Genomic DNA, 25,502 nt, shown 5'->3' on the forward strand with positions numbered 1-25,502 from the left:
TTCCTGTTCTTATGATCGCTCTGCCGCAGTTTTAAACATATCGTTTATTTTATGAACAAATATGTTTAAGTTGTAAGAAGAAACTTTTAAAAATATTAAATTCGCAATTCACCTTTTTTTGCAAAAATAATCTAATAAAAGAAACTCTTGGGATCAAAAAGTAAAAAGGAAACTCCTTTAATGAAGCAGTATAATCAGATCAAGGCAAAATACCCTGATGCCCTGCTACTTTTCAGAGTTGGAGATTTCTATGAAACTTTCGGTGAAGATGCGGTAAAAACCGCTAAAATACTGGGAATCATCCTAACTAAAAGAGGAGCTGGAAGCGAGAGCGAAACAGAACTTGCAGGCTTCCCTCATCATTCGCTGAACACATATCTACCAAAACTGGTAAAAGCCGGAGAACGGGTAGCTATTTGCGATCAGCTGGAAGATCCCAAACTCACCAAAAAAATCGTAAAAAGAGGAGTAACCGAGCTGGTAACCCCGGGAGTTGCACTAAACGATGATATTCTTCATTCCAAAAGCAATAATTTTCTTTCTGCCCTTCATTTTGGCAAGAAACAATTAGGGATCTCCTTCCTGGATATTTCCACAGGTGAGTTTTTGCTTGCCCAGGGCGATGAAGAACATATTGACAAATTGCTTCAGAATTTCGGCCCGAGTGAGATCCTTATCCCCAAGAACAGGAAAAGCGATTTTCAGCAGAAATTCGGAAAAGAACATCATATTTTCCCCCTGGAAGACTGGGTTTTTAAAGATGATTATTGTTTTGAACTCCTTACCGGGCACTTTAAGACCAGTTCCTTAAAAGGTTTTGGAGTGGAAAACCTGAATGAAGGTATTATTGCTGCGGGAGCAGCCCTTCATTATATTTCGGAAACACAACATCACAGATTACAACACATAACTTCATTACAGCGCATTGCGCAGGAAGAATACGTCTGGATGGACCGTTTTACCATCAGGAACCTGGAGCTGTATCATTCGAATGCACTAAATGCGGTAACTCTTCTCGATATTATAGACAGGACCATTTCTCCTATGGGAGGTCGTTTACTAAAGCGATGGCTGGCCCTCCCGCTTAAAAATGCAGATCGCATACGGGAACGGCACGAAGTGGTAGCTCATTTGCTCAAAGAAGGAGAACTGCAACAAAAGATAAGGAATCATATTAAGCAGATAGGAGATATCGAACGCCTGATCTCCAAAGTGGCTACCGCTAAGATCAATCCGCGGGAAGTCGTACAGTTAAAAAATTCCCTGGAGGCCATTGTTCCCATAAAGGCGATGATCGCCTCTTCCAAAAGTGCATCCCTTGCTGCATTGGGTAACCGATTGGACAATTGCGACAGTTTACGGGAACGCATTAAGGAAATGCTCAATGAAGAGGCCCCGGTAAATATCCTGAAAGGAAATACTATTGCCGATGGTTTTTCAACAGAACTGGACGAACTGAGAAAACTTGCTTTTTCAGGCAAGGACTATCTCGATAAAATGCTGGAGCGGGAAACTGAGCGTACCGGGATCCCTTCTTTAAAAATTGCTAATAACAATGTTTTCGGCTACTATATAGAAGTACGGAATACGCATAAAGACAAAGTACCCGAAGAGTGGATACGCAAGCAAACCCTGGTAAATGCAGAACGCTATATTACCGAGGAGCTTAAAGAGTACGAAGCCAAAATACTGGGGGCCGAAGAAAAGATACTTCAGCTCGAACAGCAGTTGTTCTCCCAATTGGTGGAATGGTTAAGCGGATTTATTTCCACCGTACAGACCAATGCCCATTTAATTGCGCAACTCGATTGTTTAAGCGGATTTGCACAGCTGGCAAAAGACAATAATTATACACAGCCTGAAATTGACGATTCCTTTGAACTCGATATTAAGAACGGGCGTCATCCGGTCATCGAAAAACAGTTACCGATCGGGGAAGCTTATATTGCCAATGATGTTTTCCTGGATAAGGAGAAACAGCAGATCATCATGATCACCGGACCCAATATGAGTGGTAAATCGGCTATTCTGAGGCAGACCGCCCTCATCGTACTTCTCTCCCAGATGGGAAGCTTTGTACCTGCAAATGAAGCCAGGATAGGCTTGGTAGATAAGATATTTACCCGTGTGGGGGCCAGTGATAATATTTCTATGGGTGAATCTACTTTTATGGTAGAGATGAACGAGACGGCCTCCATTCTGAACAATATTTCGGAGCGTAGCCTGATCCTGCTGGATGAGATCGGAAGAGGAACCAGTACCTATGACGGGATCTCCATTGCCTGGGCAATTTCGGAATATTTACACGAGCATCCTTCCAGAGCTAAAACCCTTTTTGCCACTCACTATCACGAGCTGAATGAGATGACGGAAAGCTTTAAGCGGATCAGGAATTACAATGTTTCGATCAAGGAACTTAAGGACAATGTTCTTTTTTTAAGAAAGCTTGTTCCGGGTGGAAGTGAGCACAGTTTCGGGATCCATGTGGCTAAAATGGCCGGGATGCCGCAGCAGGTGATCCACAAAGCGAATAAGATCCTTAAAAAACTGGAGAAATCGCATTCGGGAGAGGAATTATCCGATAGTTTAAAATCGGTGCAGGACGAAATGCAACTTAGCTTTTTTAACCTGGACGATCCGTTGCTGGAAGAGATCAAAGAAGAGATATTACATACCGATATCGACACTCTGACTCCGGTCGAAGCCTTAATGAAACTGAACGAGATAAAGCGTATGCTTGTCAAAAAGAAATAGAGGCTGATTGGAAATCAAAGGCTTATTTATTTTTTCCTTCTTTTTACTAAAAATCCTTTGGTATTAACAGAAATGTATTAAATTTGCATCCGCAATAAAGCTATTGCAACGCTCATAAAAATACGCGAAAATAGCTCAGCTGGTAGAGCGCAACCTTGCCAAGGTTGAGGTCGCGGGTTCGAGCCCCGTTTTTCGCTCAAGATAAATACTGATGATCATTTCATCAGTTTTTTTATAAGTCCGATGCTCGAGTGGTGGAATTGGTAGACACGTTGGACTTAAAATCCAATGGCCTGAAAGGCCGTGCGGGTTCAAGTCCCGCCTCGAGTACAGATAAGAAAAAGCACATACAATTGTATGTGCTTTTTTTGTTTCCGCAGGTGCATGCAAGCTTGCTTGTAAAGCGCCGAAGGAAACAAAAAAAGTCAGACACCGTAAGGTGGATGAGCTTTTTCTTTCAAAATGACAAGGCGGGACTCGCGGAACGAATGTGAAGCAATTCCCGGTTTTCAAAAGACCGGAGGAAACAAAAAAACCAGACACCCTAAGGTGGATGGGCTTTTTCTTTCAAAATGACAAGGCGGGACTCGCTGAACCTGACAAAGGAAGGCGAAAGCAATTCCTGATTTATTTTTACTTTTGAATTCCCTGTTCATTTTTGTCTTGACACAAAAACGAACCAAAAAAGTCAAGGCTGATTTTAAATTCCTTGAAATACTACAAAGCTTTTACTGCCGCGCAGCCCAGGCCGTTTTTGCTTCGCAAAATACTTTTTGGACAGCTTCCATCTCCCTTCTGTAAAATCTTTTTGATTTCTGACGGAATTAAAAATAGGCCGGCTTCCGGAATAGTAGAAAAGCTACCCTAAGCTGATGCTATCCCGATAGCTATCGGGATGTGACTAGTATCAAGCATCTACCTACTTCTTTATTATTCCAATAACTACTAGAATCGCAACGTTATAATGCATTGTAAGTTCTAAATTTGGCCCCAGAAACATTCTGGAGCCAGGCATTGTAATTCCGGCTAAAGTCTTTTAAAACCTTTTCGATAAAAAAGCGTGTTGCCCTTTTCAGACTCTTTAACAAATCCCGTTTTTTCTAAAACTCTTATAGAACCAGAATTTTGTCGCTCGACACCTCCTGAAATGGAATTGATAATCTCAAGTTTGTTACAATAATTTACCAGGCCCCTTATAAATTCGGTTCCCAGGCCTTTGTCCCAAACGCCTTCAGATAACAAGTACCCAAATCGCACGTCCAGTTTTTCCGTCTCTGTTTCAGATATAGAGAGAAAACAAAATCCAACAATGGTGTTTGACATTCGAAGATTAAGGAAACAACTCTCGCTATCTCTATCTTTAATCCAATTGTTGATGTCCTCGTTATAAGAGAGGTTCTGCCATCCGTCGGGTAAATATTTTGTAACCTTTGGAGTCAATATATTTTTTACAACATCAACAAAATGATCATCTTTTATATTATCAACCGTGAGGCGATCTGTCCTGAAATTGTGAATGCCTGACTGGAATGTTTCTTTTTTCATAGTGTTTTAATGTCTCCAGTTCTCTTCAATTATTTGATGGGTTATTGCGGCAGCAACTTCACTACCTTCAGCAACCGAACTCGCTACACCACTCCATCCCGTTCTGGCGTCACCGATAATGTAGAACCCCTTGACATCTGTTTCCTTATTCTCATCAACTTTATAGGTTTCTATCCCAAAATACCCTTCTTCGGTTGGAATATTTAGTTTTCTGGCAAAATCAACACTCTCGGTCGATTTTGTATCAGCTATAAAGCCACCCTCCCGCTCTATAGCGGTATGATCGGTAAAAACAACTTGCTTTAAATGCCCGTCTGTAGATACGAGCTCTTTGATCTTTTTGTCAACTATTTCAATTCCGTTTAGCTTCAGATTCTTAATTAATCCGGTGTCTGTAACTTTATCACCATTGGTAAACACTATAATGTCTTTAGACCAATGAGCGATGGTCTTTGAAAACATAGGGCCAAATTGTGCATCACCAAATACGCCAAGCTTTTTATCAGCCATTTCAAATCCGTCGCAAAACGGGCAAGGGTATACCGATGTTCCATAAACCTCAGACAGCCCATTAATTTCCAATAAACGTATGTTGTCTTTATATCCGGTTGCAAGAATCACCCTTCTCGATCTATAACTACCGGAATTTGTTTTGATAAGGAACCCATCGGTGGTTTTTTCTACACTTAGGGCCTTTTCTTTTTTGTATGTTACCGAAGGATATTTCTCCAACTGCTTTTTAGCAATTGAGAATATTTCAGAAGGGTGTTTGCCATCTTGTGTAAGAAACCCATGAGAGTGGGTTGTAACAAGGTTGCGGGCTTTCTCGGTATTCAGAATAATAGTGTTGATCCTGCTTCTTCCTAAAACCAGAGCAGCGCTCATACCGGCCGGACCACCTCCTATAATTACTACATCCCTGGTGCTACTACTTAGTTCATTCATATTTTTAAGATTGCATTTGATGTGATTGATACTTTCAAACCTAATAAGGTTCCTGTTGATATAAGAACACCGTTTTTAATGAATGTTCTTCGGTTCATGTCAATTAATGTTTACTATTTCATCCTGAACAATCCCATTAATAAAAGAGCTCCAGGCCATATCCATAATTGTAATACGCTCAATGTCATCATCTATGGTTATTGATGTAATTGCTGCTTGTATTGTTGAGAAGTAAAAGTTCTCCACCCATTTAAGGGTTGTTTCAGATGAAAAAAATCCTTGAGAAAAAAGTGTTTTTAAAACATTTCTAAAGAGTTTCATCATCTCTGTGTAATCTTTAGACGTTTCAGTCATACTATCGGACGATGTGTAAAATGAATATAAAAACTGGAATTTGAGACCGCTGTTTACATCGCTGTAAAACATAGCTTTGAGTTGTTTTTCTGGTTGCTTATGCGATGCGATACAGTTTCTGGTACTTTGGTAACATATTGTACAAGCGTATTGAGCAATTTCATCGAGTAAACCGGATTTCCCATTAAAATAACGGTGAAGTGTTCTTCTGTTTAAACCTATGGAAGTAGCAATTTCTTCCATTGAAGCATTAGGGTTTTTAGTCAAAATTTGAATGCCGGCCTCTATGATCTTTAATTTGGTGTTTTTTGATTTTGTCTCACTCATGTGACAAAGATATAAAAATGTCTCTATAATGAGACATTTTTAATTTTTATTTATAAATCTGATTGGATGATGTAGTTATTAAGAGGCAGCAAAAATATTCTGGCACCAGGCATTGTAATTCCTGATTCTATTTTTTACTTTTTTGTTTTCCTTGTTCCTAAGCCGACGCTAGTCTGCGACTAGTGTCAAGCATCTGATTACTTCTTTAATTCCAATGACAACCAGAATCACGACGTTATAATGCATTGTAAGCTCTAAATTTGGCACCAGAAACATTCTGGAACCAGGTTGTAATTCCCGATATTATTCAGAATTCATATCCGATATGGATCCCTCCGAACCATCTGAATTCTTTTCCGATCAGGCTACCTAAAACAGGACCTGTATGCAAACCCTTTTTACCTATTTTAATATTGAGCTCTCCTTCAAAATAGGCAGATACCTCCAGTTCGTGTTCGGAATCGGGAAGGGCGAAACTAGGGCCGACATTCAGGGTAAGTAACGGCCATGGTTTATGACTCAGTAAAAATGCTAATTCATCTCCTACCCTTCCCTCTTCTTCAAAAACAAAAGAATATCCCAATCCGAGAGCCCAATAATGATCTAACCAATATGTCAGGTGAATTTCCGTAGAGGGATCTACATTTCCGGAATCAGGTTCATGGATCAACGTTTCCGATATTACCAGTTCTAATCCGGCGCCACCAGTGTGTTTTTCCTCTTTTTCCGTTATATGCTTATTGTCAAAACCTTCATTAACGACCTCCTCTTCTAAATGAGGATCTGATCTGTGGTCGTTATTTTTATAGGCACTCCGACAGGAGGTACTGAGTATTATGGTCAATAAAAGAATGCCCGGAATAATACTTCTTTTCTGTTTTTTTATTTGTAGGCTTACAGGATCCATAAACATCTTGATTTCGTTTTTATCAACTCCAAACCTAATTAAAAACAGCGCCTTCCCCTTGGACATTTTTCCCGTTCATCATTACAACCTAAAACAGAAAACGGAGGTATCCCTGTAATTAACGAACTTCAATTGTATATAACCAATCAATTATTTTTTTCTTTTCATTCTCGGTCAGTTTAGCTTCAGGGTGCATAATAGTATAGGAAGCCAAAGGCATTTTATCTTCATTCAATTCGGTAACTATCCGTGATAAATTTGCTCTTTTATCTCTGTAATCCATTCTCCTCCATTTGGAGAAATTGAGATGTGATTTAGCCTCTTTAATATGATTATCCACATACCAGGAAGCCGGTGCGATATGATCATACCAATAATAATCGGTATAATCGGAATGACAGCTATAGCAGGAATTTTTAATGAGTTCGGCAATATTTTCCGGTGCTTTTTCATTTCTTAAAAAATCATTATACAGCGATTTTTTCTGAACGTTTTTGCCGGGTCTGTAGAATTGGATTCCGATCAATACAATTATAGAAAGAACAGTAATTATTCTCCTTCTTTCCTTAAAAAATGAAGTTTTACCTCTGTTAACCATTTTATCATTTTTGTTTTATCATTATTTGACAATTCTGCTTTCGGATGAAGCATCCTGTATTTCTGCGGGGGCATTTTATCCGTCATTATATCAAAAGGGATCGCAGAGAACATGATCTCCTTATCAATCGGAGTCAGGTTTTTCCATTCTGAAAAGTTAAGGCTGAAAACTCCCTTCTTTATATTATTATCGACATACCAGGAAAGCGGAGCAATATTATCGAACCAGCTGTAATTTGTATTGTTTGAGTGACAATCATAACATGCTTTTTTATACAATAAAGCAATTTCCGAAGGCGCTTTTTCAGCCAACAGGAAATCGTTTTTATTTACAGCAGATTGTAAATTCTTAGCCGGCCGGTACAACTGCATCAAACCAAACAATATTATGCAGACAACAATAGGTTTATACCTTAATCTCATAGAAACAAAAGCTTTACAAACCAGATTGAAAATACCCGGTTTTGTATTTAATGTCGACGCCCTTGCAGGAACCTATCTCAAGCTTCTTCGTTGCAATTTGATTTAAAATCCGTTGCTTTTTTCGGTTATATTGAAGGGAAAAAGAGAGGTTTGGGTTAATAAAATAAAGATTCAACGCTCTACAAGACAGCAGTTTACGTTTTGACATTCTTTTTAGGAAATATCTGTTCTCAGATAGAATACTAACAATATTTTTTTAGCCGATATAGTAAAATCTACAATTTATAAGGAATAAAATACATTTATTTTGAACCTGGTTTGACTGAATTTTGTAATCGTAAACTTTTAACGATCAATAAGGTTGGTTTGGGCAGGTTTACAAACAGTAATATCATAAACAAAACAATAAAAGAATGTACGATACAATAGAACAAAAATTACTACACATTCACAGTCTACTCGCAAAAGGTGAATTTATCGAAGCTATGGATACTTATCTCCACGACGATGTAGAGTTAAGAGAAGCGAACGAAGCGCCTAAAAAAGGAAAAGCATTTTGCATTGATTTTGAAGAAGATTTTATCAATAATAGTTTAGCAGAGTTTATTGGATATGAAGTAGGTAATTATGCCGTAAACGGCAATCATTCCTACTATGATGCTATTATGACCCTAAAACTTAAAGACGGTTCATTAATGGTATCTGAGCAAATAGTTGCGACAGAGTGGAAGGATGGGAAAATATATCGTGAAAGGTATTATCACGCTTAATATTTTGCTGTTGAATTGTGATTAAAAAGTGTGCTGCTTTATGGCACACTTTTTTTTGCAATTGAACGATTTCTTTTCCACAAACAATAGATTTCGATAGTGCTTCCTTTACAGAATTGAAAAGCATTTAATCAAAAACAATCGTTTGAATGCCAGTATTTTAAAATCCTGCTCTTTATATAATTACATCATTCTCTATCTTGATAAATAACACAATAGGGCGGCCATATGTTAAAAAAGTATTAGTTTTGTTAAAATTTTCACAATGAATTTTTACTTCGCCAATCAGCTAAAGGAAAGTATTCTTAACCTGACGGATTTTAATTGTGCTTCATCTCAGGAACTGTTAAAGAAGAACAATCGATACAAGATCATCTGGGCTAAAGACAAAGGTGCTATCTTAACGGTGGATGGGTATACGATCGAATTAAAAAAGGATCAGGTTATTTTCTGTACTCCGCTTAATGTAATAGAGATTGCTCTGGGACAGAAAGGGATCATGTCTATCGTTTTTAACCGGGAATTCTACTGTATCAGAGATCATGATGAAGAAGTTTCATGTAATGGGTTTTTATTTTTCGGATCTTCGGAACCTCCCGTCATAACACTTAGCGGCAGGGAGCAGAAAAGTTACAGAGCCTTATATCACTTATTTGAAGAAGAATTTGAAGTGCAGGATCATATTCAGGGTGAGATGCTGATGGTTTTATTAAAAAGATTATTAATATTATCTACAAGGCTCATCAGGCAGCGTAATAAAACCCTGGAGCTTGCCAATGATAAGGCAGATATTATCAGGCACTATAATATTCTGGTAGAAAAACATTTCAGGGAAAAACATCTGGTTTCCGATTATGCATTCATGTTAAATAAAACTCCAAAAAACTTATCCAATCTGTTTGCAAAATACAGTGAAAAAACGGCTCTTGCCATTATTAATGAACGTATCCTCCTGGAAGCAAAACGCCTGTTACTGTTTTCTTCAAAGACCTCATCGGAGATCGCTTACGAATTAGGGTATAAGGAACCGGGTCATTTTACCAAGTTCTTTAAAAAGCAATCAGGCTTCACCCCCATTGAATTCAAAAAAAACAAGCACAACTACCACGCATAGAGGAAAATGTATAATTAAAGCAGAACAATCTACATTTCACAGCGCTTGTTCATAGAATAGTTTTGTAGTGTATCAAAACACTATGAAGGATATGGACAAGTTTCAAAAAATAAATTTTCAAAATTTCCCGGGCACCCCGGTTAATCTTTCATTTGACACCTTCTACAGTATAATCCTGGTAGAGCATTACGGAGATCTGTTCATTAATTTTGAACGCCATGTATTGAATGGTCATCATCTTATATTTCTATGTCCGGAAGAAGTACTGGGAATCAGTAATTATGTCTCTCTTCGCCTGATAAGTTTTGCAGTCGGGCCCGATATAGTTAAAGACAAAAGTTTCGTATATAATTTTGGAAATACTAAAAAACAATTTCAGGTAAAACCCTCTCATGAAGAAGAGGTCATGTTACTTTTCAATGAATTGGAGGAGGCCTGTCTGCGTATAGATCTTAAGCGTGTAACAGAATCGCTGAACACTCTTCTGGATTTTAATCTCTGTTCTTCCAAAGGAATGGATATGCAGGATCTCATGTTGGCATTTCAGTTTAACGGCCTGGTGCATTTGTATTACAAAACACATCACAGGATGCAATTTTATGCAGAAAAACTGATCACTCCACCCAAATATTTAACGGAAAAGTTTCATGCTCTGGGGTTGATCTCACCTCACGGGCTTATCAAGAAAAGGATACTTACTGAAGTTAAACGTCAATTATTATATACGGATAAGGCGATTAAAATAATCTGCTTTGATATTGGCTTTAATGACCCTGCCTATTTCACAAGGTTCTTCAGGAAAAACACCGGAATGAGCCCGGTAGGCTTTAGGGAACACCACAAAGTCACGTGTTAAAAAAAAGAAAAAAGTCCAATTGAAGTAGTATAGCAAACAATAAATTTGAGTGATGTCGAAAAATGTATTAGGTCATTTCCTGTCATTACTAAAGTCCGGAAAATTAGTGGATTTAGTATCTAAATACTACGATGACAACGTAGAAGTGGTGCTTAACAAACACATATGGATAGGGAGGAAAGATATGGGAATAAGCCTACTGGGCCAAACATTAAATTATATGCAGATCCTGCAATTCAGGATAGAAGATGTACGATGCGTAAAAGACAGCCTCAGCTACAAGGTTTACTCGGTATTCAGAAATGATGAGAACAGAATATATTTCATTGAACATCACATAGAAAACAAGTGGAAAAACGATCTTATTTACGAACATAATCACCTAATAATTAATTATTAAACATTGCGGTAATGAAAAACAATTTTTATAAAATATTAATACTAACGGGACTGTTGTCTTTTACTTCCTGTAAGAATGCTAACAAGAGTAACAAAGAGTACAAAAACCCCACTTTTTTTAGCATAAACGAAGGGCAGCTTACCAGGCCAACGGATTACAGGAGTTGGGTATATGTAGGAAGTCCGCTTACGCCTAATGACCTGAATAACGGAAAAGCCGCTTTCCCGGAATTCCACAACGTCTATATAGATCCGGTAAGTTATGAGCACTGGAAGGAAAAAGGAGAGTGGAGAGAAGGTACCATCCTGGTCAAGGAACTGGTTAGCGTAGGAACAAAATCTGCTGCCAGTGGTAATGGCTATTTTATGGGTGAGTTCATAGGCCTGGAAGCAACTGTTAAAAGCAAAGAGCATTTCCCTCATGAGCCTGGAAACTGGGCATATTTTAGCTTTACCAATCCTGAAGGCGATTTAAAATCCGATGCACGGGCATTTGAGACCAATCAATGTAATTCCTGTCACGAAGCCAATGCTGGAGATGATTTTGTGTTTACACAGCATTATCCCGTTCTGGCGGTTGCCAATTCTGTTGGTAAGGATGTTATTCCGGAGAACGATCCGGAGAGAACCGCAAGCTCACCGCCGAGCATCTGGGACCCTACGGCACCAACCCCGGAAAATCTGGATATCGGGATCCCGTTGGACAAATCTGAGCTTTTTGCCTATTTATCATCTAAAAAATACCGGAGCTTCAAAACTCAGGAAAAAGAAAAGCATCCTTCCGCAGGACCGCATACAAAGATCGGTCTTCCCGTAAAAGTATTTATGAATGATATAATTGCCGGTTCTCTGGATGCTAATAATGCAGAACACCCAATGGGATCCACCATTGTAAAAGAAATGTTCAATGCAGATGGAGATCTTGCGGGTTGGGCCGTGATGGCCAAAACCCAGGAAAAAACGGCAGAAGGTAATGGATGGTTCTGGTATGAGGTTACCAGCGTTGAAGATGAGAATTCCATAGCTGCCATGGGTAACGGTGTAATAGGCTGTATAAGCTGTCACAATATAGCGAGCAAGGATATGGTCAGAACAGCTTATCCTCTTAAATAAGCAAGGAAAAAAGAAAATAAAAACAAGTGTTTAAATTAAAAATAGAAAATTATGAAAAATAAATTTTTAGGATTATTGGTGCCTTTGGTATTGGTATTCTCATTAGTGTCTTTTAACGCATTCGACAGGGATGAGGAAGAATATCAACAAGCATCGTTTTTCAAGATCGATTCAAAAGGAGAATTGGTACGTCCGACCAATTACAGAAGTTGGGTATACGTGGGAAGCCCGTTAACTCCTAACGATCTGAACAATGGAAAAGCTGCCTTTCCCGAATTCCACAATGTTTATATAGACCCCGTAAGTTATAAGCATTACAAGAAAACCGGGAAATGGAGAGATGGTACCATTTTAATTAAGGAATTGGTTAGCGTTGGAGGTAAAGCTGCTGCCAGTGGAAATGGTTATTTTATGGGAGATTTTATTGGACTCGAGGCAACTATCAAGAGTAAAAAGCATTTTTCCAAAGAACCTGGTAATTGGGCTTATTTCAGCTTTACAAATCCGAAAGGTGGAACCCTGGCCAACACCAGTAAGCCGTTTGAGACCACGCAATGTAATTCCTGTCACAATGCAAATGCTGCGGATGATTTTGTTTTCACACAACATTATCCGGTTCTAAGAGCTGCGAAAAATGTAGGAGAAAATACCGTTCCGGAAAATTCAGGTAAACGCTAATTCCAGAAATATACGTTTCATCGTAACAAGTCTTATTTAATTACAATTGAGTTTTTTACTTTTTCGGCATGGGGATTTATTTAATTTATGCTCTAAATAGTCTCCATGCCTTTTTTTCAAGAAATCCAGAACTTATCAGGCTATGAAAAAATTAAAACAGAGATGGGATATCGAGTCTAATTTTCAATTAATCGTGATCCTACTGGTATTTGCAATAAACGGTTCTTTATCTGTCATGTTAGTTAAGCCTATCATTAATTTTATCGGCATATCCGAAAGCACCACCAGTGCATTTATTTTCTGGCCCGTAAGGATCCTTTTAATGTTTATCGTTTATCAGGTTCTATTAATAATTGTCGGAACACTTTTCGGGCAACACAAATTCTTCTGGAAGATGGAGAAAAAAATGCTAATGAGGATCGGATTCAGAAAGGTCCTGGAAAAAGCTTAGCATTTGTATCCGGATATTCCCGTCAGTAAGCAAATAAACAGCCCTCCGATTACAAACAAACATATACAAGTAAATTATTAATTAAAATCCATGTTATGAAAAAAGTAGTTTTAATCTTGACTGTTATCCTGATCTTCGGTTTTACTACCCGGGAGGAAACAAACAACAATCCTAATACCGCAATTGTCAATTCCACTATTGCAGAAGAGATTGATGCTTTTAATAGCATTATCAATAAAAAACTGGAGACGGCAGAAGAATTAGAAAATCGTGCATCCCTGTTGTTTAAAAAAGACAGTAATTCGAAAGAGGGACAGTCTTTACTTCGCGAAGCACAACTTCAAAGGACCATGACCTTAAAATACAAGGCGGCAATTGCCTGCAGGTTGAATTTTAACGGTGGAAACTAAGGTTCTAAACTGATGCTATCCCGATAGCTATCGGGATGTGACTAGCATCTGAAGCTGGCGCTATCCCGATAGTTATCGGGATGTGACTAGCGTTAAACACTTATCTGCTTCAAATCTGGTACCAGAAACATTCTGGCACCAGGCATTGGGAAACATTCCGGAGCCAGGCATTATAAGTCAGGTAAAATCATTCTTCAAAACCTGATCTTCATCATATTTTTTGAGTTGTGATTGATCTATCTTTAATAGACAATCATAAAACATTTAGAGATGAAAAAAAGAACCCCTGTTTCCGCAATTATGAGTACCGACCTGGTAACACTCAATCATACAGACGACCTGGTAACCGCTGAAAAGTTATTTAAAGAAAAGAAGATCCGCCATATTCCCGTAGTAAGCGGCGATCAAATAAGCGGGATCCTCAGTTATACCGATCTGTTGAGGATCAGTTTTGCCGATGCGGTAGATGAAGATGAAAGTGAGGTAGACACCATTGTTTACAATATGTTTACCATTGAGCAGGTGATGGCCAAAAAGCTAATGAGCGTATCCTCGAATACCACCATTAAAGAAGTGGCCGAGATCCTGGCAACCCACGAGTTTCACGCTCTGCCTGTGGTTGATGAAGGTAAACTGGTAGGAATCGTTACTACTACCGACCTTATCAACTATCTCTTACAGCAGTTCTAAAAATAGCATAGTAAACAAAAAGCCGGAGAAAATCTCCGGCTTTTAAACTAATAACAATCCATGGCAAGCTGCCCTTTATCCTCAAAATAACTCAGGGGCTTTTGCAGTTCTTCTTCCGCAACATTTTCCAGGAGATCTAAAACACTACGTTGCATGGTCAGTGAACCGCAGATCATTATAACTCCTCCCCTTTCCAGGCTTTGGACAACTTGTTTTTTATTCTGACTCAATATATCCTGTACATATTCCTTTTTTCCTTCCCGGGATAAAGCCAAATGATAAGCAGAAATACGACTCTGATCATATGCTTTTTCCAGATAGGGCCTGTAGATATCAAAGGAGTTTTCAGTACGCCCGCCCCAGTAAAGTTGTACCGGCACCTTGTTTTTATTTTCATTTAACATCCCAAGAAAAGGGGCAATCCCCGTACCATTAGAAATAAGGAGCACTTCAGGAGCATTTTTCGGGAAATGAAAATCAGGATTCCTGCTTATTCCCGCCCTGATCTTTTGATTGATGGCAAGTTCACTCAAATAGGAAGAACATTTACCCAAAGCGTGCTTTTTGACACTCAGAAATATAGTATCTCCGATCCGGGCAATCGAATACTGCCTTTCCTTTTCCTCTCCCGGAGGGGTAATATTTATAAGGTCTCCCGATTGGAAAACGGTTCTCTTTCGAACCCGTAACTGAAGTAGGAATGTGTCATCAGCATTTAATTCGCTGTTCTCAACAACCTTAAAGGGTTGCTTCCCGTTTTTCTTTTTTGAAATTGAAGGAAGTTCCGGTTCAATTTCCGTTCGGCTATATGTACTCCAGTCCTTTACCCAGTTTTTAAAGGCAGATTCGGACTGATCGTTAATCTTCATCAATGGCATTACAGACCGGAATTCCGGGTGTCCCTGCAGGAGCCCATCCACTTTTATTGCGAAGCGGCAATAATTGGGGTATGAAGTAGAACCAAAACCTACCACCGAAAATTGCAGTGTATTTACAGGCTTGATCTCGGCAAACCTTTTCTCAAAAAGTCGGGCGTTAGCCGGGGCATCTCCATCTCCGTAGGTAGCAGTAAAAACGATCAGGTGTTTTGCCTTTGCATAGGTGCTATAATCGTTAAGTGAGGAAAGAAAAACCTTTTTACCCGCCCGGACCAGTGCCTTGTAAAATACCTTTGCAAAGGCATAGGTGTTTCCGGTTTCCGAGCCGATCAAAAGAATATATTCACATTCATCTTTATCCCATTCGGGAAGAACAGCTTTGGTTTTTCGTCTTCGTTTTAGTGTCATTGCAAAGCCCGTGTATATAAAAAACAATATACTGGCACTGGCAATAAGCAGGATCAGAGACCACAGGATACTCCCCTCTCCCGTATGCAGCAATAAGCTCCATCGCGAAGCCAGCTGTACAAAAGGATAGGGTATTTCACTCAATATCTCTCCCGTATATTGATGCACCAATAGCTCCCGGTCTTTGAGTGCCAGCTCGTAGTAATCTTCAGGGGCTTCGGAGAAAGGAAATACCAGCTTACGGACCTCTTTCAGAGAAAGCGAGCTAAAGATCTCAGGTCCTGACCCGGATGAAGTTTCAGCTATTTTTTTGTTTACAGCATCCCAATCGTGCTCTATTCGTGCCTCGGGTAAGAGAGAGAATTTCTCAGCAGAAAGATACACTCCGGTTACGGTAATAATAAGAAGCGGGATCAGCATCCATCTCCCCAGGATCACATGATAGCGTTCTCCGAAACTGCTTTCCTGGACTCTCGTAAACCACTTTTTAATTCCTCCCTGTCTTTTGGCAATAAGTATAATTCCTGTAACGGCAATCAGGCATAATAACAGGGAAACAAGTCCAACAAAAAAACGCCCTGTACTTTTTAGGAATAAGGACCGGTGCAGGCTGGTCATAAAACTAAAAAAGGGCGTTTTCTTTTGAACACTGCCGAGTTTTTCGGCAGTGTTCGGATGTATATAAATGGTTTCACTATTCCCCTCATCCGTAATGACCGAAGCTTTTACAAAATCATCGGTTGTTACTTCCAGTTCCAGTACTTCCTCATAGGTTTTATTTAAGGCATCCATGGTCTCCGAAAGCGTAATGTTCCGGATATCTGCCACATCATAGGGTTGCACGGCTTGTGAAATAGGCTCAAAAGCCAGTATTACTCCGCTAACAGATGCAATTATTAAAAACAATGAAGATATCAGTGCCAGTAAAAAATGGCTGTACCTCCAGATGGAGAGGGTCATAAGCTATTTATTGGGGTATCATTCTTATATATCGGATAAAACCTTTTCCGTCTATTTTTGCTTTCACATTCTCCGAAGTAAGTTCGAACTGAACATCATCTGCATAATATTCCTGATCTTCCACAGCCGTTTCGAACCGGATACTGTAACCCGCATCTATCTTATCATTCGGTATTTTAATAACACTTACCGTACGTTCTCCTCCGGCAATGGTCTCTCCGGAAATAGCATCAATATCGGGGCGGCGTTTCCCGTAAAACTTCCACCATTCGGTGATATCACTATACCACTCTTTATCTTTGCCCTGAACATAGAGGGTCTCTTCATATTCTCCTTCGGGGTTCATCAGGGAAATAACTACATAAGCTCCTTCCCCGGAATAGTTAACCATCTGGATCAGGCATTTTACATTGGTAGTTTCTGTGGGTTTGGCAAAAGCCATCAACATTATTACAGCAAGAATGGCTATTGGAAATAATTTAAAAATAGATCGCATGTTATCGCAAAAAGTTTAGTTCGACATTTTGTTTTTGGAGCAGCTCATTTTCTCTGGCCAGGTCTAATACCGTTTCATCAAAATCGGTTTTCAATTTTTTATTCGCTCCTTTTTCAAGCAGGAATTTCAGGATCTCCGTATCTGTAGCCTTCATAGCTGCAAGATGTAAGGGAGTAATACCTTCCTTATTTTTCAGGTTGATGGGAATATTAAACTGAGCCACTTCTTTTAACAGGGCCATATTATTCTCCTTTACCGCCAGGTGCCAGAGGGTATTTCCTTTAGACTGCGCTTCGGTAAAATCGAGACCGGCATCCTGAAGCATTTTCAACTTCTGTTCAAATGGCTTTGTATTCCTCTCATTAAAGGAGTTCAGCAGATAATAAGCCAGGCTATTACCCTCAGTATCCTTCGCCTTTATATCTGCACCTTTCTTAAGCATGAATTGTGCAACTTCTGCTGTATTTCGCCTTAACGCCAGCATAAGAGCGGTTTGCCCTTCTTTATTCTTTGTATTGATATCTGTAATATATTCGGACAAAAAGGATATGCTCTTAAGATCGTTACGGCTGGCGGCATTGAGGAAAGCCGTATTTCCATTCATATCCGGCTGGTTTACATCTACTCCCTTATCTATGAAGTAAGCAAATATTTTCAGGTCTTTGTTTCTATAGGCCAACGCATGAAGAGGCGTAAAGCCTTTATCTGTGGTTATATTCGGTTCTAATCCCAAAGCTTCAAGGTATTTATAGGTTTCTAAAGTATTGGCGCTGTTTCGGGTTCCCTGGCTGGCAAAAATAAAAGCATTAGCTCCCTCTTTGGTAAGCGATCTGTAATCCACTCCTTTTTTAACAAGCAGGTCCAGCAATTCTGTATTTCCTTTTTTGGCGGCATAGTTAAAAATACCGTTACCGTTATTATCCTTGCTGTGAAGATCAATTCCCTTTGTTACGAAGTAGTCGATCAGCGAATCGTCCTTCAGGAAAGGAGCTAGGAGTAAAAGTGCATTTGCTCCGTCGTGATTGGTTTCTGTTTTCGGATCGGATCCGTGAGAAATACAAAAATTGTAAAGCGCAGTATTCAACTGTCCGGTAACCGCTGTAAAGTTGAGCAGGGAATAGCCATGGCTATCGATCAGACCTGTCTTTGCGCCCTTACTCACCAGGTATTTCATCATTTCCAGATTGTTACGGTATGCAGCCCAAAAAATATAGGTACGTCCGTCGTGGGTACGTTTATTCACCCCATTACCTTTTTGCTCCAACAGGTATTTAACAGTGACATTATCTGTTTTTTCGATCAATGCCCAGGAAACTGCATCGAAAGCATTCGAATTTAATTCGGAAGGGTCGTTCCCGGCGGCAATATCTTTTTCTACCTGGGAGACAGAAGGGTTTGCTTTCCAGTAATCACGGGACAAAAACACATTTTGAGCCCCGGCTTTAACAGATACAAAACATATTGCTAAAGCGATTAGATAATATAATCTTTTCATCTTATGGTTTTTTTACGAAGGATTCGATAATAGAATTGATATCGGCTTCCGCCTGATAATCCTCCGAAAAAAGATGTTTGTAAAGCACTTTGTTATCCACCTTATTTTCCAGAGACAGATTTCTTTTACGTCCGAATACCTCATCCCATTTAGCGCGTACCATAGCCCATTTTGCCTGATGTTCCTTCCACCAGTCGGCAGCTGCCTTGCATCGGCTGTCATCTACTCTTCTATAGATATTGTATCCTTTTTCCCTGGCGATTACGATGTCTTCTTTCCCATCTTCTCTAAGGACCTTACCATTATCCTGATCATGAACCCAACCAGCTCCGGTTATCTCATGACGATTTCCTCTTAAGGTTACATTATAATCACTGCGGGTAGTGTATTCACGACGAGGAAGCGGAGCATCCGTAGTATTCTCCCAATAGCTTTTTCCATCTACATGTACCCAGGTAGCTGAACCTTCGTAACGCGGACTGTCATCTACCTGATATACTTTTTGGGTCCACTGCCCCTTAACTTCTTTCTCCGGTTTCTGAATATACTGCCACTTATTATCTCCATTATACATATAAAAGTCCTGGTTTTCGTATAACCAGTCCTGTCTCCAGTGTTTTACAATATAAGGTTTGGATGGCTTTCCAACCTGCAACAGGTGCTGAATGGATATCTTGTTTCTCTCATCTACTACCAATTGTGCCCATTCAAGACCTTTATCGGTTTTGGTCTTTGAAGGTTTATAAAGAGAATCCTTAGAGTAATTAAAGGTCTCTGCAAAATTGAAAGTAACTTCAAAACAGCCGCACATTTCCTTGATAGCGTTGGCATCTTGTTTCTTCTTACTCTGGGCGTTTACTGAACACGTCACTAAAAACATAAATAGGGTATAGATTGTTGTTCTCATTAATGATGATTTTGATTTTAAAAGTTCGGGTCAAAAATAGTTATTTTTATTTATTCTAAATAAGAATAATTTATATATTTGCCGCTATTAAGAATCATTCTAAACAATATGAATCACAACAACCTGATCTTAAGCATTTTATGTTTTTCAATTTTTACAACATCAATTCAAGCCCAAAACGGAAGCAAACCTATTAATGAATCAAAAACAGATACAACAGGCCTTACACAGCTAAGTGAAGTTATCCTTACCGCCACCAGAACAAAGCGACAACTTTCTTCTCTCCCATTACCTGCGCAAATCGTTACTAAAAAGGAGATCAGGAGTATAAATTCGGTACGTCTGACCGATATTTTAAATGAGCAAACCGGACTTATAACGGTTCCGGATTTCGGAGGAGGTGAGGGAGTTCAATTACAAGGACTGGACAGTCAATATACCTTAATACTTATAGACGGGGTACCTCTTGTGGGTAGATCTGCAGGAACTCTGGACCTGAGCCCTCTGACAGCCGGGAATATCAAACAAATAGAAATAGTAAAAGGTGCTTCTTCCAGCTTATACGGGAGTGAAGCCCTCGGTGGAGTGATCAATATTATTACGGAAGATCCCGAAGAAGGTTTCAGAGGGAATATCGGTCATCGAACCAGTAGTTTTAACGCTCAGGACCTGAGTACCGAGCTTAATTTTAAAAAGAAGAAGTTCGGTATCAATGCTTTTTTTAACCGGTTCAGTAGTGACGGATACGACCTTCTGGACAATGATGTACTCAATACTGTAGAACCTTTTAGCAATTACACCTTAAATGCGAAAGTATCCTACGACTTTACCGAAAACACCAAACTATTGCTTTCCGGGCGTTATTACGCCCAGGAACAGGACAATATAGCCTCGGAAGATCTGCAGGGTGAGAGCAGTATTAACGAATGGAATGCACATCTGAAATTCGATCACAGATTTAATGATAAATGGAGTACCTATTTCGAATTCTATTCCACCCAATACAAAGCAGAAGAGTTCCTTAACGACAATACCGGCAGCAGGTTTTCGGAAAGCGATTTCGATCAGCGGTTTTTACGCCCTGAAATCCGCGCTTCCTTTAGCCCCAACAAAAAGAACACACTGGTAGCAGGAGCAGGTCTGACCCATGAAACTCTGGACAGGACCGATTTCTTTGAGCAGCCCGAATTCAATTCGCCATATATCTACGCTCAGTACGATGCGTACCCTCTGGAAAAATTAAATGTTATTCTCGGGTTCCGCTATGACGACCACAGTGAATACAAATCGCAATTCAGTCCCAAAGCCGCTTTCCGATATGAACTTACCGATGAGCTGGCCGTAAAGGGGTCTGTGGGTTACGGATTTAAAGCCCCTGATTTCAGGCAGCTTTATTTCGATTTTACCAATGCCACTGTGGGATATACGGTCCTGGGATACAACGCCGTGTCAAGTCAGTTAACGGAGCTGGCCAATCAGGGACAGCTAACCCCCGAAACCGTTAACAATCTGCCTTCGATCATTGCACAATTTGACGATGCCCTGAGGCCGGAAAGCTCTATCAGTTACAATTTCGGTTTTGACTACAAACCTACCTCCGCATTAAGTTTAAATGTCAACCTTTTCAGAAACGATATCGACAATCTGATCGATACCCGGGTAATTGCCCGAAAAACCAATGGCCAGAATGTCTTTAGTTATACCAATGTAGACCAGGTATACACTCAGGGAGTTGAATTCAACACCAAATGGAAAGCTACAGCCCAGCTTACTGTTTCGGGAGGTTATCAGTTACTTTTTGCAAAGGACAAGGAAGCCGAAGATGCCTTTGAGAACGGCGAGGTCTTTGCCCGTGAGAATCCGGCTTCTCCTTCCTTCCAGCTGGAAAAAGGAGATTATTTCGGGCTGTTCAACAGGTCGAGGCATATGGCCAATTTCAAGATATTCTACACGCTTCCCAAATGGAAAATGAATACCAATCTGCGCGCCACCTACCGAAGTAAATACGGTCTGTTCGATTCTAACGGGAATACCTACCTGGACGATTTCGATTCTTTTGTAGACGGCTATAGTATCTGGGATTTTGCTATCAACAAAACCTTTTATGACAACTATCAACTGGGTTTTGGGGTAGATAATCTTTTCAACTTCACCGACCCGCAGAACATCAGCAATATAGCGGGACGCATTTTATACGGAAAACTAAATATTAAATTCTAATTATATCATTATGAGAACATCTAAATTTTTAATTCTAATGGCAATTACTGCCGGATTCATTTCATGTAGCAGCGATGATGACGGGCCAGATTTACAACCGGTACAATCTCAAACCGTGAGTAACCTTCACGCACCGCAGCAAGGCGGACAGGGGCAACCTGTCTCGGGAGAGTTCAGCAAGTTTGATTTCGACACAGGTCAGGCTACTACCAGTGATACGGACTGGGATATTGCTTTCAGGGGAACCACAATTATCGTTAACGGAGGTGTTTCTCAGGGAACCACCGATGAGCCCGGTAGAACATCAGAAGCAGCAGCCTATATTGCCACAGGAACCATGGAAAGTATAACTTCTGTAGACACCGGCCTTTTTACTCAGGATTCCGCTTCGGAATTAGCCATTCCTTCGGGAAGTGATAACGGATGGTACAACTATTCAGGGCCACCAAATTTTCTGATCACTCCATTGGCCGGTAAAATATTGGTATTCCGAACAAGTGAAGGTCGCTACGCCAAAGTCGAGATCTTAAGCTACTACAAAGATGCTCCTGCCAATCCGGATGCAACGACAAACGAATCCCGCTATTACACTTTTAACTTTGTGTATCAGCCCAATAATAATGTAACCGATTTTTAGCCCCGATCATTTTAAAGCCTGTTTAGTGTGTTAAGAGCCGGAGATGATCTCCGGCTTTTTTATTTTTCTTTAAATATTCCATCCCGAAATTGCAGGTCAATTTATTATCTTCACGATCGAATAAAAGACAATGGTCTTATATTCTCTCAACCGAACCTAAAACAAGTAAATCAAACCAATGAAACAGAGAACATTCCTGTTATTTATCTTAAGCCTTATTATCTTTTCCTCGACCTCCATTGCTCAGAACAGTACCGATATCGTCATAGGAAAAAAACTGACTATCAAATCGGAGGTGCTAAATTCAGACAGAGAGATCCGCATCTACCTTCCGGAATCTTACAACTACAATAATTACACAAAATATCCGGTGCTTTACCTTCTGGACGGAAGGAAGTTTTTTCATCCTTTTACCGGAGCGGTGGCACAGTTGAGCAGCGACGCCAGTCCGCAGATCCCCGAAATGATCGTTGTGGGAATAACGAGCCAGGACCGGGTACGGGATTCTTCTCCTACCAATTCCCTGATCGGGTATACCGGTAAAGAAGAAAGAGGCCTGGAAGTAAGTGGCGGAGCCGACAATTTCCTGCGTTTTATCCGGGAAGAACTCATCCCTTATATAGACAGTAATTACAAGACAAATTCCTATCGTATGCTGGCGGGATATTCTTTTACGGGCCTTCCGGTCCTGCATTCGCTCTTTACGCATCCTGAAAACTTTAATTCCTATCTGGTAATCGATTTCAGTGCCTGGTGGGACAATGAAGTAAGCCTGAAAAATGCATCAGCCTTTCTAAAGGACTACAAAGGGCCGAAAAAAGATGTATTTATGGCAACCGTAGACCGTGTACTAAACACTGTATACACAGAAAAACAAAATCCGGGATGGACATTTATACAGGAATTCGAGCGCAATCGTCCGGAACAAATAGGTTTTGGATATAAAAAATTCGGATACAAGCAGGAAAATCACCATTCCATGCCCCTGGTTTCCTTTATTGAAGGATTAAAATATATTTTCAGGGGGTATATGATCAACTATGATGAAATGTATACAGACCCTTCACGTATTAAGCCTAAGTTCGAAAAACTATCAGAGCGGTTAGGTTACGATACTTTCTTAAGTGAAGGCCTGGTTAGTTTTTTCGGATATCAGTTCCTTTATGCACATCCCGATATAGAGAAGGCTATTTTTTATTTTAATTACAATACCGAAAACTATCCGATGTCATCCAGTGCCTGGAGTAATCTGGCAAGAGCTTATAATGTAAAAGGCGATAAAAAGAAGGCTCTTGAATACTATCAAAAAGCTGTAGCGTTGAATCCGAAAAATACGGAAGCACAGAAGCAATTAGACATATTGAAGAAATAAAAGGGGTTTACTCGAAATCCAGTAATAAAGAAGCCTCCAGTAATTGATGAAGTGCATCGATCTTGGTGTAGATCTTATTAAAGAAATAATTCCTTTCCTTCTCTCCGGAAGTATTGAGGAGTTTAGACTGTTGCAATTGCTTTTTTAAGCTGCCTTCCGCCTGCCGGCAGGTATGGGAATCGCTTGTAGAATAGTATGAAAGGATCGAAAAAGGAATAAAAAGCAACTGTCCGTAAGGATGATTCACCAGTACATTATTATTCATCAGGAGTAATTCGTTATAGTACAATTGATAATCTTCCCGGTTTGCGTTTACCTTATTCTCCATTTCCCGAATGAGTTTCTTCAGGCTTTTGCAAAGTGCCAGTGCATTTTCTGTAGAAATCTGCCCTGCAGCATGATAAAAATGTATCTGCTTAAGCGTAGAATTTACGGTGGTAATGTCCCATATTTCGGTAATAGCAACCTTTTTATACAACTCACCAAGCTTCATAGCCGCTTCTGTTAACGCCTTTCCCGGTTTAAACTCCTCAAAGCCCTTTCTGGAAAAGCCGGGGCTCAGTAATTTTAGCCAGACATAAAGTTTAAACTTTCCTAAAAGGTCATTATTAACAGTATAAAACAAAGGAATATCCTTTGCAGAATACAAAACGCTGCACCCTTCCTTTTTAAGGATGGGCTCAAGAGACTGGCAGGAGTTAATAAAATACTCTTCCAGTTCCTGCTCATTATTGATCGGCTTTGTTTTTTCTACTGCCACATAGCGGGTATCGGTAACCTCAAAAAGACGATCCAGGGAAATATCAAAATGCCGTGCCAGTAGTACACTCTCTTCCAGAGAAAACTTGCTTTTCAGGCTACTTCTCCTGTGTGCTGCATCGTAACTTATATCAAGTGCCCCAGCAATAGCTTCGATCAGAGAGGCATCATCTGCTATTTTTTTACGGATCAGGGAAAGTAATTGAGTTTGATACATAGTTTAAAAATACAGTTATTTGTGATTTTCACAAAAATTAATCAATGAAATTGTATTTAAGTTTTATTGAAATGTGATTATAACAATAAGTTTGAGCTTTAATGATTAAAAAATCCATTATGAAACAGTTCATTCTTATCTTTTTGGCAACTCTGATGAGTTTTCAGACCCAGGCCCAGGTACAGCAGGAGGAAAAGCGGAAGTTCATCACCCCCATCTGGCTTAGTCATAGCAGTAATACTGATATTTTAGGGCTTTCATTGGGTTTCTATCCCAAAGCATGGGTGAAGGATTTTAAAAATACCAGAACTTTTGGTCTGCGTACAGAGATCTTTGTCTTTTCTCCTCTTTACTTCTTAGCACCCAGAAGCCCTCTCTCAAGAACAGATGAGCAATACGATCTTCTGATCAACAATAAGGAGGTTTCAGAACAGATATACGGGATTAATATTTCTACCGGAACCTTCGATATTATCGATTCCTATGGCATTTCCATTACGGGAATTATTCATTACAGCCGCAAAAACAACGGGATCTCCATTGCAGGATTAGGTAATGTTATAGAAAGAGCCAACGGACTTATCATCGGTACAGCAGGGAATGAGGTTTATAAAGGTAACGGGCTCATGATTGCCGGGATGGGGAATGAGGTCAAACATTTTAACGGGATACAGATCGGTGGGACAAACGATATCATAGCTTACGGCAGGGGAATTCAGATAGGCATCTACAATAAAGCCAAAAACTTTAAAGGCCTGCAAATCGGCTTGTGGAATGAAAACGATAAACGCTCCTTCCCTATTATCAACTGGTAATTCAC

General features: G+C 39.8%; 25 protein-coding genes and 2 tRNA genes. 16 read left to right on the forward strand and 11 right to left on the reverse strand.

The window, feature by feature from the left end; genetic code table 11:
• Positions 1-180 precede the first annotated feature (180 nt).
• The 3 genes from mutS (at position 181) to GWK08_RS04035 (ending at position 3,084) form a co-directional block, all read left to right on the forward strand.
• On the forward strand, positions 181-2,754 hold the full coding sequence (mutS, locus tag GWK08_RS04025) for a DNA mismatch repair protein MutS (protein WP_239524853.1): 2,574 nt from the start codon (positions 181-183) through the stop codon (positions 2,752-2,754).
• A 124-nt stretch (positions 2,755-2,878) separates the two neighbouring features.
• Positions 2,879-2,951, forward strand: a tRNA-Gly gene (locus GWK08_RS04030).
• Between the two features lie 48 nt (positions 2,952-2,999).
• A tRNA-Leu gene (locus GWK08_RS04035) sits at positions 3,000-3,084 on the forward strand.
• 696 nt (positions 3,085-3,780) lie between these two features.
• Here the strand turns inward: GWK08_RS04035 and GWK08_RS04040 are convergent.
• The 6 genes from GWK08_RS04040 to GWK08_RS04065 form a co-directional block, all read right to left on the reverse strand.
• Positions 3,781-4,299: a GNAT family N-acetyltransferase gene (locus tag GWK08_RS04040; RefSeq protein ID WP_163605612.1), complete on the reverse strand. Its 519-nt coding sequence runs from the start codon at positions 4,297-4,299 to the stop codon at positions 3,781-3,783.
• Between the two features lie 6 nt (positions 4,300-4,305).
• Positions 4,306-5,244 carry an NAD(P)/FAD-dependent oxidoreductase gene (locus GWK08_RS04045; RefSeq protein WP_163605613.1) on the reverse strand — a complete coding sequence of 313 codons (939 nt, stop codon included), beginning with the start codon at positions 5,242-5,244 and terminating at the stop codon, positions 4,306-4,308.
• A gap of 99 nt (positions 5,245-5,343) precedes the next feature.
• Entirely contained in the window at positions 5,344-5,925 is a 582-nt protein-coding gene (locus tag GWK08_RS04050) for a TetR/AcrR family transcriptional regulator (protein ID WP_163605614.1), read from the reverse strand.
• 307 nt (positions 5,926-6,232) lie between these two features.
• Positions 6,233-6,832: a hypothetical protein gene (locus tag GWK08_RS04055; RefSeq protein WP_163605615.1), complete on the reverse strand. Its 600-nt coding sequence runs from the start codon at positions 6,830-6,832 to the stop codon at positions 6,233-6,235.
• 118 nt (positions 6,833-6,950) lie between these two features.
• The gene (locus GWK08_RS04060; protein WP_163605616.1) at positions 6,951-7,430 is read right to left on the reverse strand and encodes a heme-binding domain-containing protein; all 480 of its coding nucleotides are present in this window, start codon (positions 7,428-7,430) and stop codon (positions 6,951-6,953) included.
• On the reverse strand, positions 7,382-7,852 hold the full coding sequence (locus GWK08_RS04065) for a heme-binding domain-containing protein (protein ID WP_163605617.1): 471 nt from the start codon (positions 7,850-7,852) through the stop codon (positions 7,382-7,384). The genes GWK08_RS04060 and GWK08_RS04065 overlap by 49 nt, the downstream gene beginning before the upstream one ends.
• 413 nt (positions 7,853-8,265) lie before the next feature.
• Here GWK08_RS04065 and GWK08_RS04070 point away from each other — a divergent pair, with 413 nt between their 5' ends.
• The 9 genes from GWK08_RS04070 to GWK08_RS04110 all read left to right on the forward strand — a co-directional run bounded on the left by GWK08_RS04070 (position 8,266) and on the right by GWK08_RS04110 (position 14,333).
• Positions 8,266-8,622 (forward strand): hypothetical protein, encoded by a 357-nt coding sequence (locus GWK08_RS04070; RefSeq protein ID WP_163605618.1) that lies wholly within the window; start codon positions 8,266-8,268, stop codon positions 8,620-8,622.
• A gap of 265 nt (positions 8,623-8,887) precedes the next feature.
• Entirely contained in the window at positions 8,888-9,736 is an 849-nt protein-coding gene (locus tag GWK08_RS04075; protein WP_163605619.1) for a helix-turn-helix domain-containing protein, read from the forward strand.
• Between the two features lie 91 nt (positions 9,737-9,827).
• Positions 9,828-10,592 (forward strand): helix-turn-helix domain-containing protein, encoded by a 765-nt coding sequence (locus GWK08_RS04080; RefSeq protein WP_163605620.1) that lies wholly within the window; start codon positions 9,828-9,830, stop codon positions 10,590-10,592.
• 52 nt (positions 10,593-10,644) lie between these two features.
• Positions 10,645-10,992 carry a hypothetical protein gene (locus GWK08_RS04085; RefSeq protein WP_163605621.1) on the forward strand — a complete coding sequence of 116 codons (348 nt, stop codon included), beginning with the start codon at positions 10,645-10,647 and terminating at the stop codon, positions 10,990-10,992.
• A gap of 11 nt (positions 10,993-11,003) precedes the next feature.
• Entirely contained in the window at positions 11,004-12,104 is a 1,101-nt protein-coding gene (locus GWK08_RS04090) for a cytochrome P460 family protein (protein WP_163605622.1), read from the forward strand.
• 51 nt (positions 12,105-12,155) lie between these two features.
• Positions 12,156-12,782 carry a cytochrome P460 family protein gene (locus GWK08_RS04095; RefSeq protein WP_163605623.1) on the forward strand — a complete coding sequence of 209 codons (627 nt, stop codon included), beginning with the start codon at positions 12,156-12,158 and terminating at the stop codon, positions 12,780-12,782.
• 142 nt (positions 12,783-12,924) lie between these two features.
• Complete coding sequence (locus GWK08_RS04100) at positions 12,925-13,233, forward strand: DUF6787 family protein (protein WP_163605624.1); 309 nt, start codon at positions 12,925-12,927, stop codon at positions 13,231-13,233.
• Positions 13,234-13,328: 95 nt separating this feature from the next.
• Positions 13,329-13,643, forward strand: a complete 315-nt coding sequence (locus GWK08_RS04105; protein WP_163605625.1) for a hypothetical protein — start codon at positions 13,329-13,331, stop codon at positions 13,641-13,643.
• A 270-nt stretch (positions 13,644-13,913) separates the two neighbouring features.
• Positions 13,914-14,333: a CBS domain-containing protein gene (locus tag GWK08_RS04110; protein ID WP_163605626.1), complete on the forward strand. Its 420-nt coding sequence runs from the start codon at positions 13,914-13,916 to the stop codon at positions 14,331-14,333.
• A gap of 47 nt (positions 14,334-14,380) precedes the next feature.
• Here GWK08_RS04110 and GWK08_RS04115 read toward each other — a convergent pair whose 3' ends face one another.
• Genes GWK08_RS04115 through GWK08_RS04130 form a run of 4 tightly spaced genes read right to left on the reverse strand, consistent with a single transcriptional unit; the run spans position 14,381 to position 19,477 of the window.
• A complete protein-coding gene (locus GWK08_RS04115; RefSeq protein ID WP_163605627.1) occupies positions 14,381-16,579 on the reverse strand; it encodes a PepSY domain-containing protein in 2,199 nt (732 codons plus the stop codon).
• 7 nt (positions 16,580-16,586) lie between these two features.
• Complete coding sequence (locus GWK08_RS04120) at positions 16,587-17,075, reverse strand: DUF2271 domain-containing protein (protein WP_163605628.1); 489 nt, start codon at positions 17,073-17,075, stop codon at positions 16,587-16,589.
• Between the two features lies 1 nt (position 17,076).
• Positions 17,077-18,570, reverse strand: coding sequence for an ankyrin repeat domain-containing protein (locus GWK08_RS04125; protein ID WP_163605629.1), 1,494 nt, complete (start codon positions 18,568-18,570; stop codon positions 17,077-17,079).
• 1 nt (position 18,571) lies between these two features.
• Entirely contained in the window at positions 18,572-19,477 is a 906-nt protein-coding gene (locus GWK08_RS04130; RefSeq protein ID WP_163605630.1) for a DUF6607 family protein, read from the reverse strand.
• A 108-nt stretch (positions 19,478-19,585) separates the two neighbouring features.
• Here GWK08_RS04130 and GWK08_RS04135 point away from each other — a divergent pair, with 108 nt between their 5' ends.
• The 3 genes from GWK08_RS04135 (at position 19,586) to GWK08_RS04145 (ending at position 23,706) form a co-directional block, all read left to right on the forward strand.
• Positions 19,586-21,697, forward strand: a complete 2,112-nt coding sequence (locus GWK08_RS04135; protein ID WP_163605631.1) for a TonB-dependent receptor plug domain-containing protein — start codon at positions 19,586-19,588, stop codon at positions 21,695-21,697.
• Positions 21,698-21,707: 10 nt separating this feature from the next.
• On the forward strand, positions 21,708-22,334 hold the full coding sequence (locus tag GWK08_RS04140) for an HmuY family protein (protein ID WP_163605632.1): 627 nt from the start codon (positions 21,708-21,710) through the stop codon (positions 22,332-22,334).
• Between the two features lie 178 nt (positions 22,335-22,512).
• A complete protein-coding gene (locus tag GWK08_RS04145; RefSeq protein WP_163605633.1) occupies positions 22,513-23,706 on the forward strand; it encodes an alpha/beta hydrolase-fold protein in 1,194 nt (397 codons plus the stop codon).
• A 7-nt stretch (positions 23,707-23,713) separates the two neighbouring features.
• On the opposite strand, the gene GWK08_RS04150 is transcribed toward GWK08_RS04145, so the two are convergent.
• Complete coding sequence (locus GWK08_RS04150) at positions 23,714-24,682, reverse strand: hypothetical protein (protein WP_163605634.1); 969 nt, start codon at positions 24,680-24,682, stop codon at positions 23,714-23,716.
• Positions 24,683-24,801: 119 nt separating this feature from the next.
• On the opposite strand from GWK08_RS04150, the gene GWK08_RS04155 reads away from it, so the two are divergent.
• Entirely contained in the window at positions 24,802-25,497 is a 696-nt protein-coding gene (locus GWK08_RS04155) for an LA_2272 family surface repeat-containing protein (protein WP_163605635.1), read from the forward strand.
• The last annotated feature ends 5 nt before the right edge of the window (positions 25,498-25,502 follow it).

The sequence above is a fragment of the Leptobacterium flavescens genome (assembly GCF_010671605.1).
In the GTDB taxonomy this organism is placed as follows: domain Bacteria; phylum Bacteroidota; class Bacteroidia; order Flavobacteriales; family Flavobacteriaceae; genus Leptobacterium; species Leptobacterium flavescens.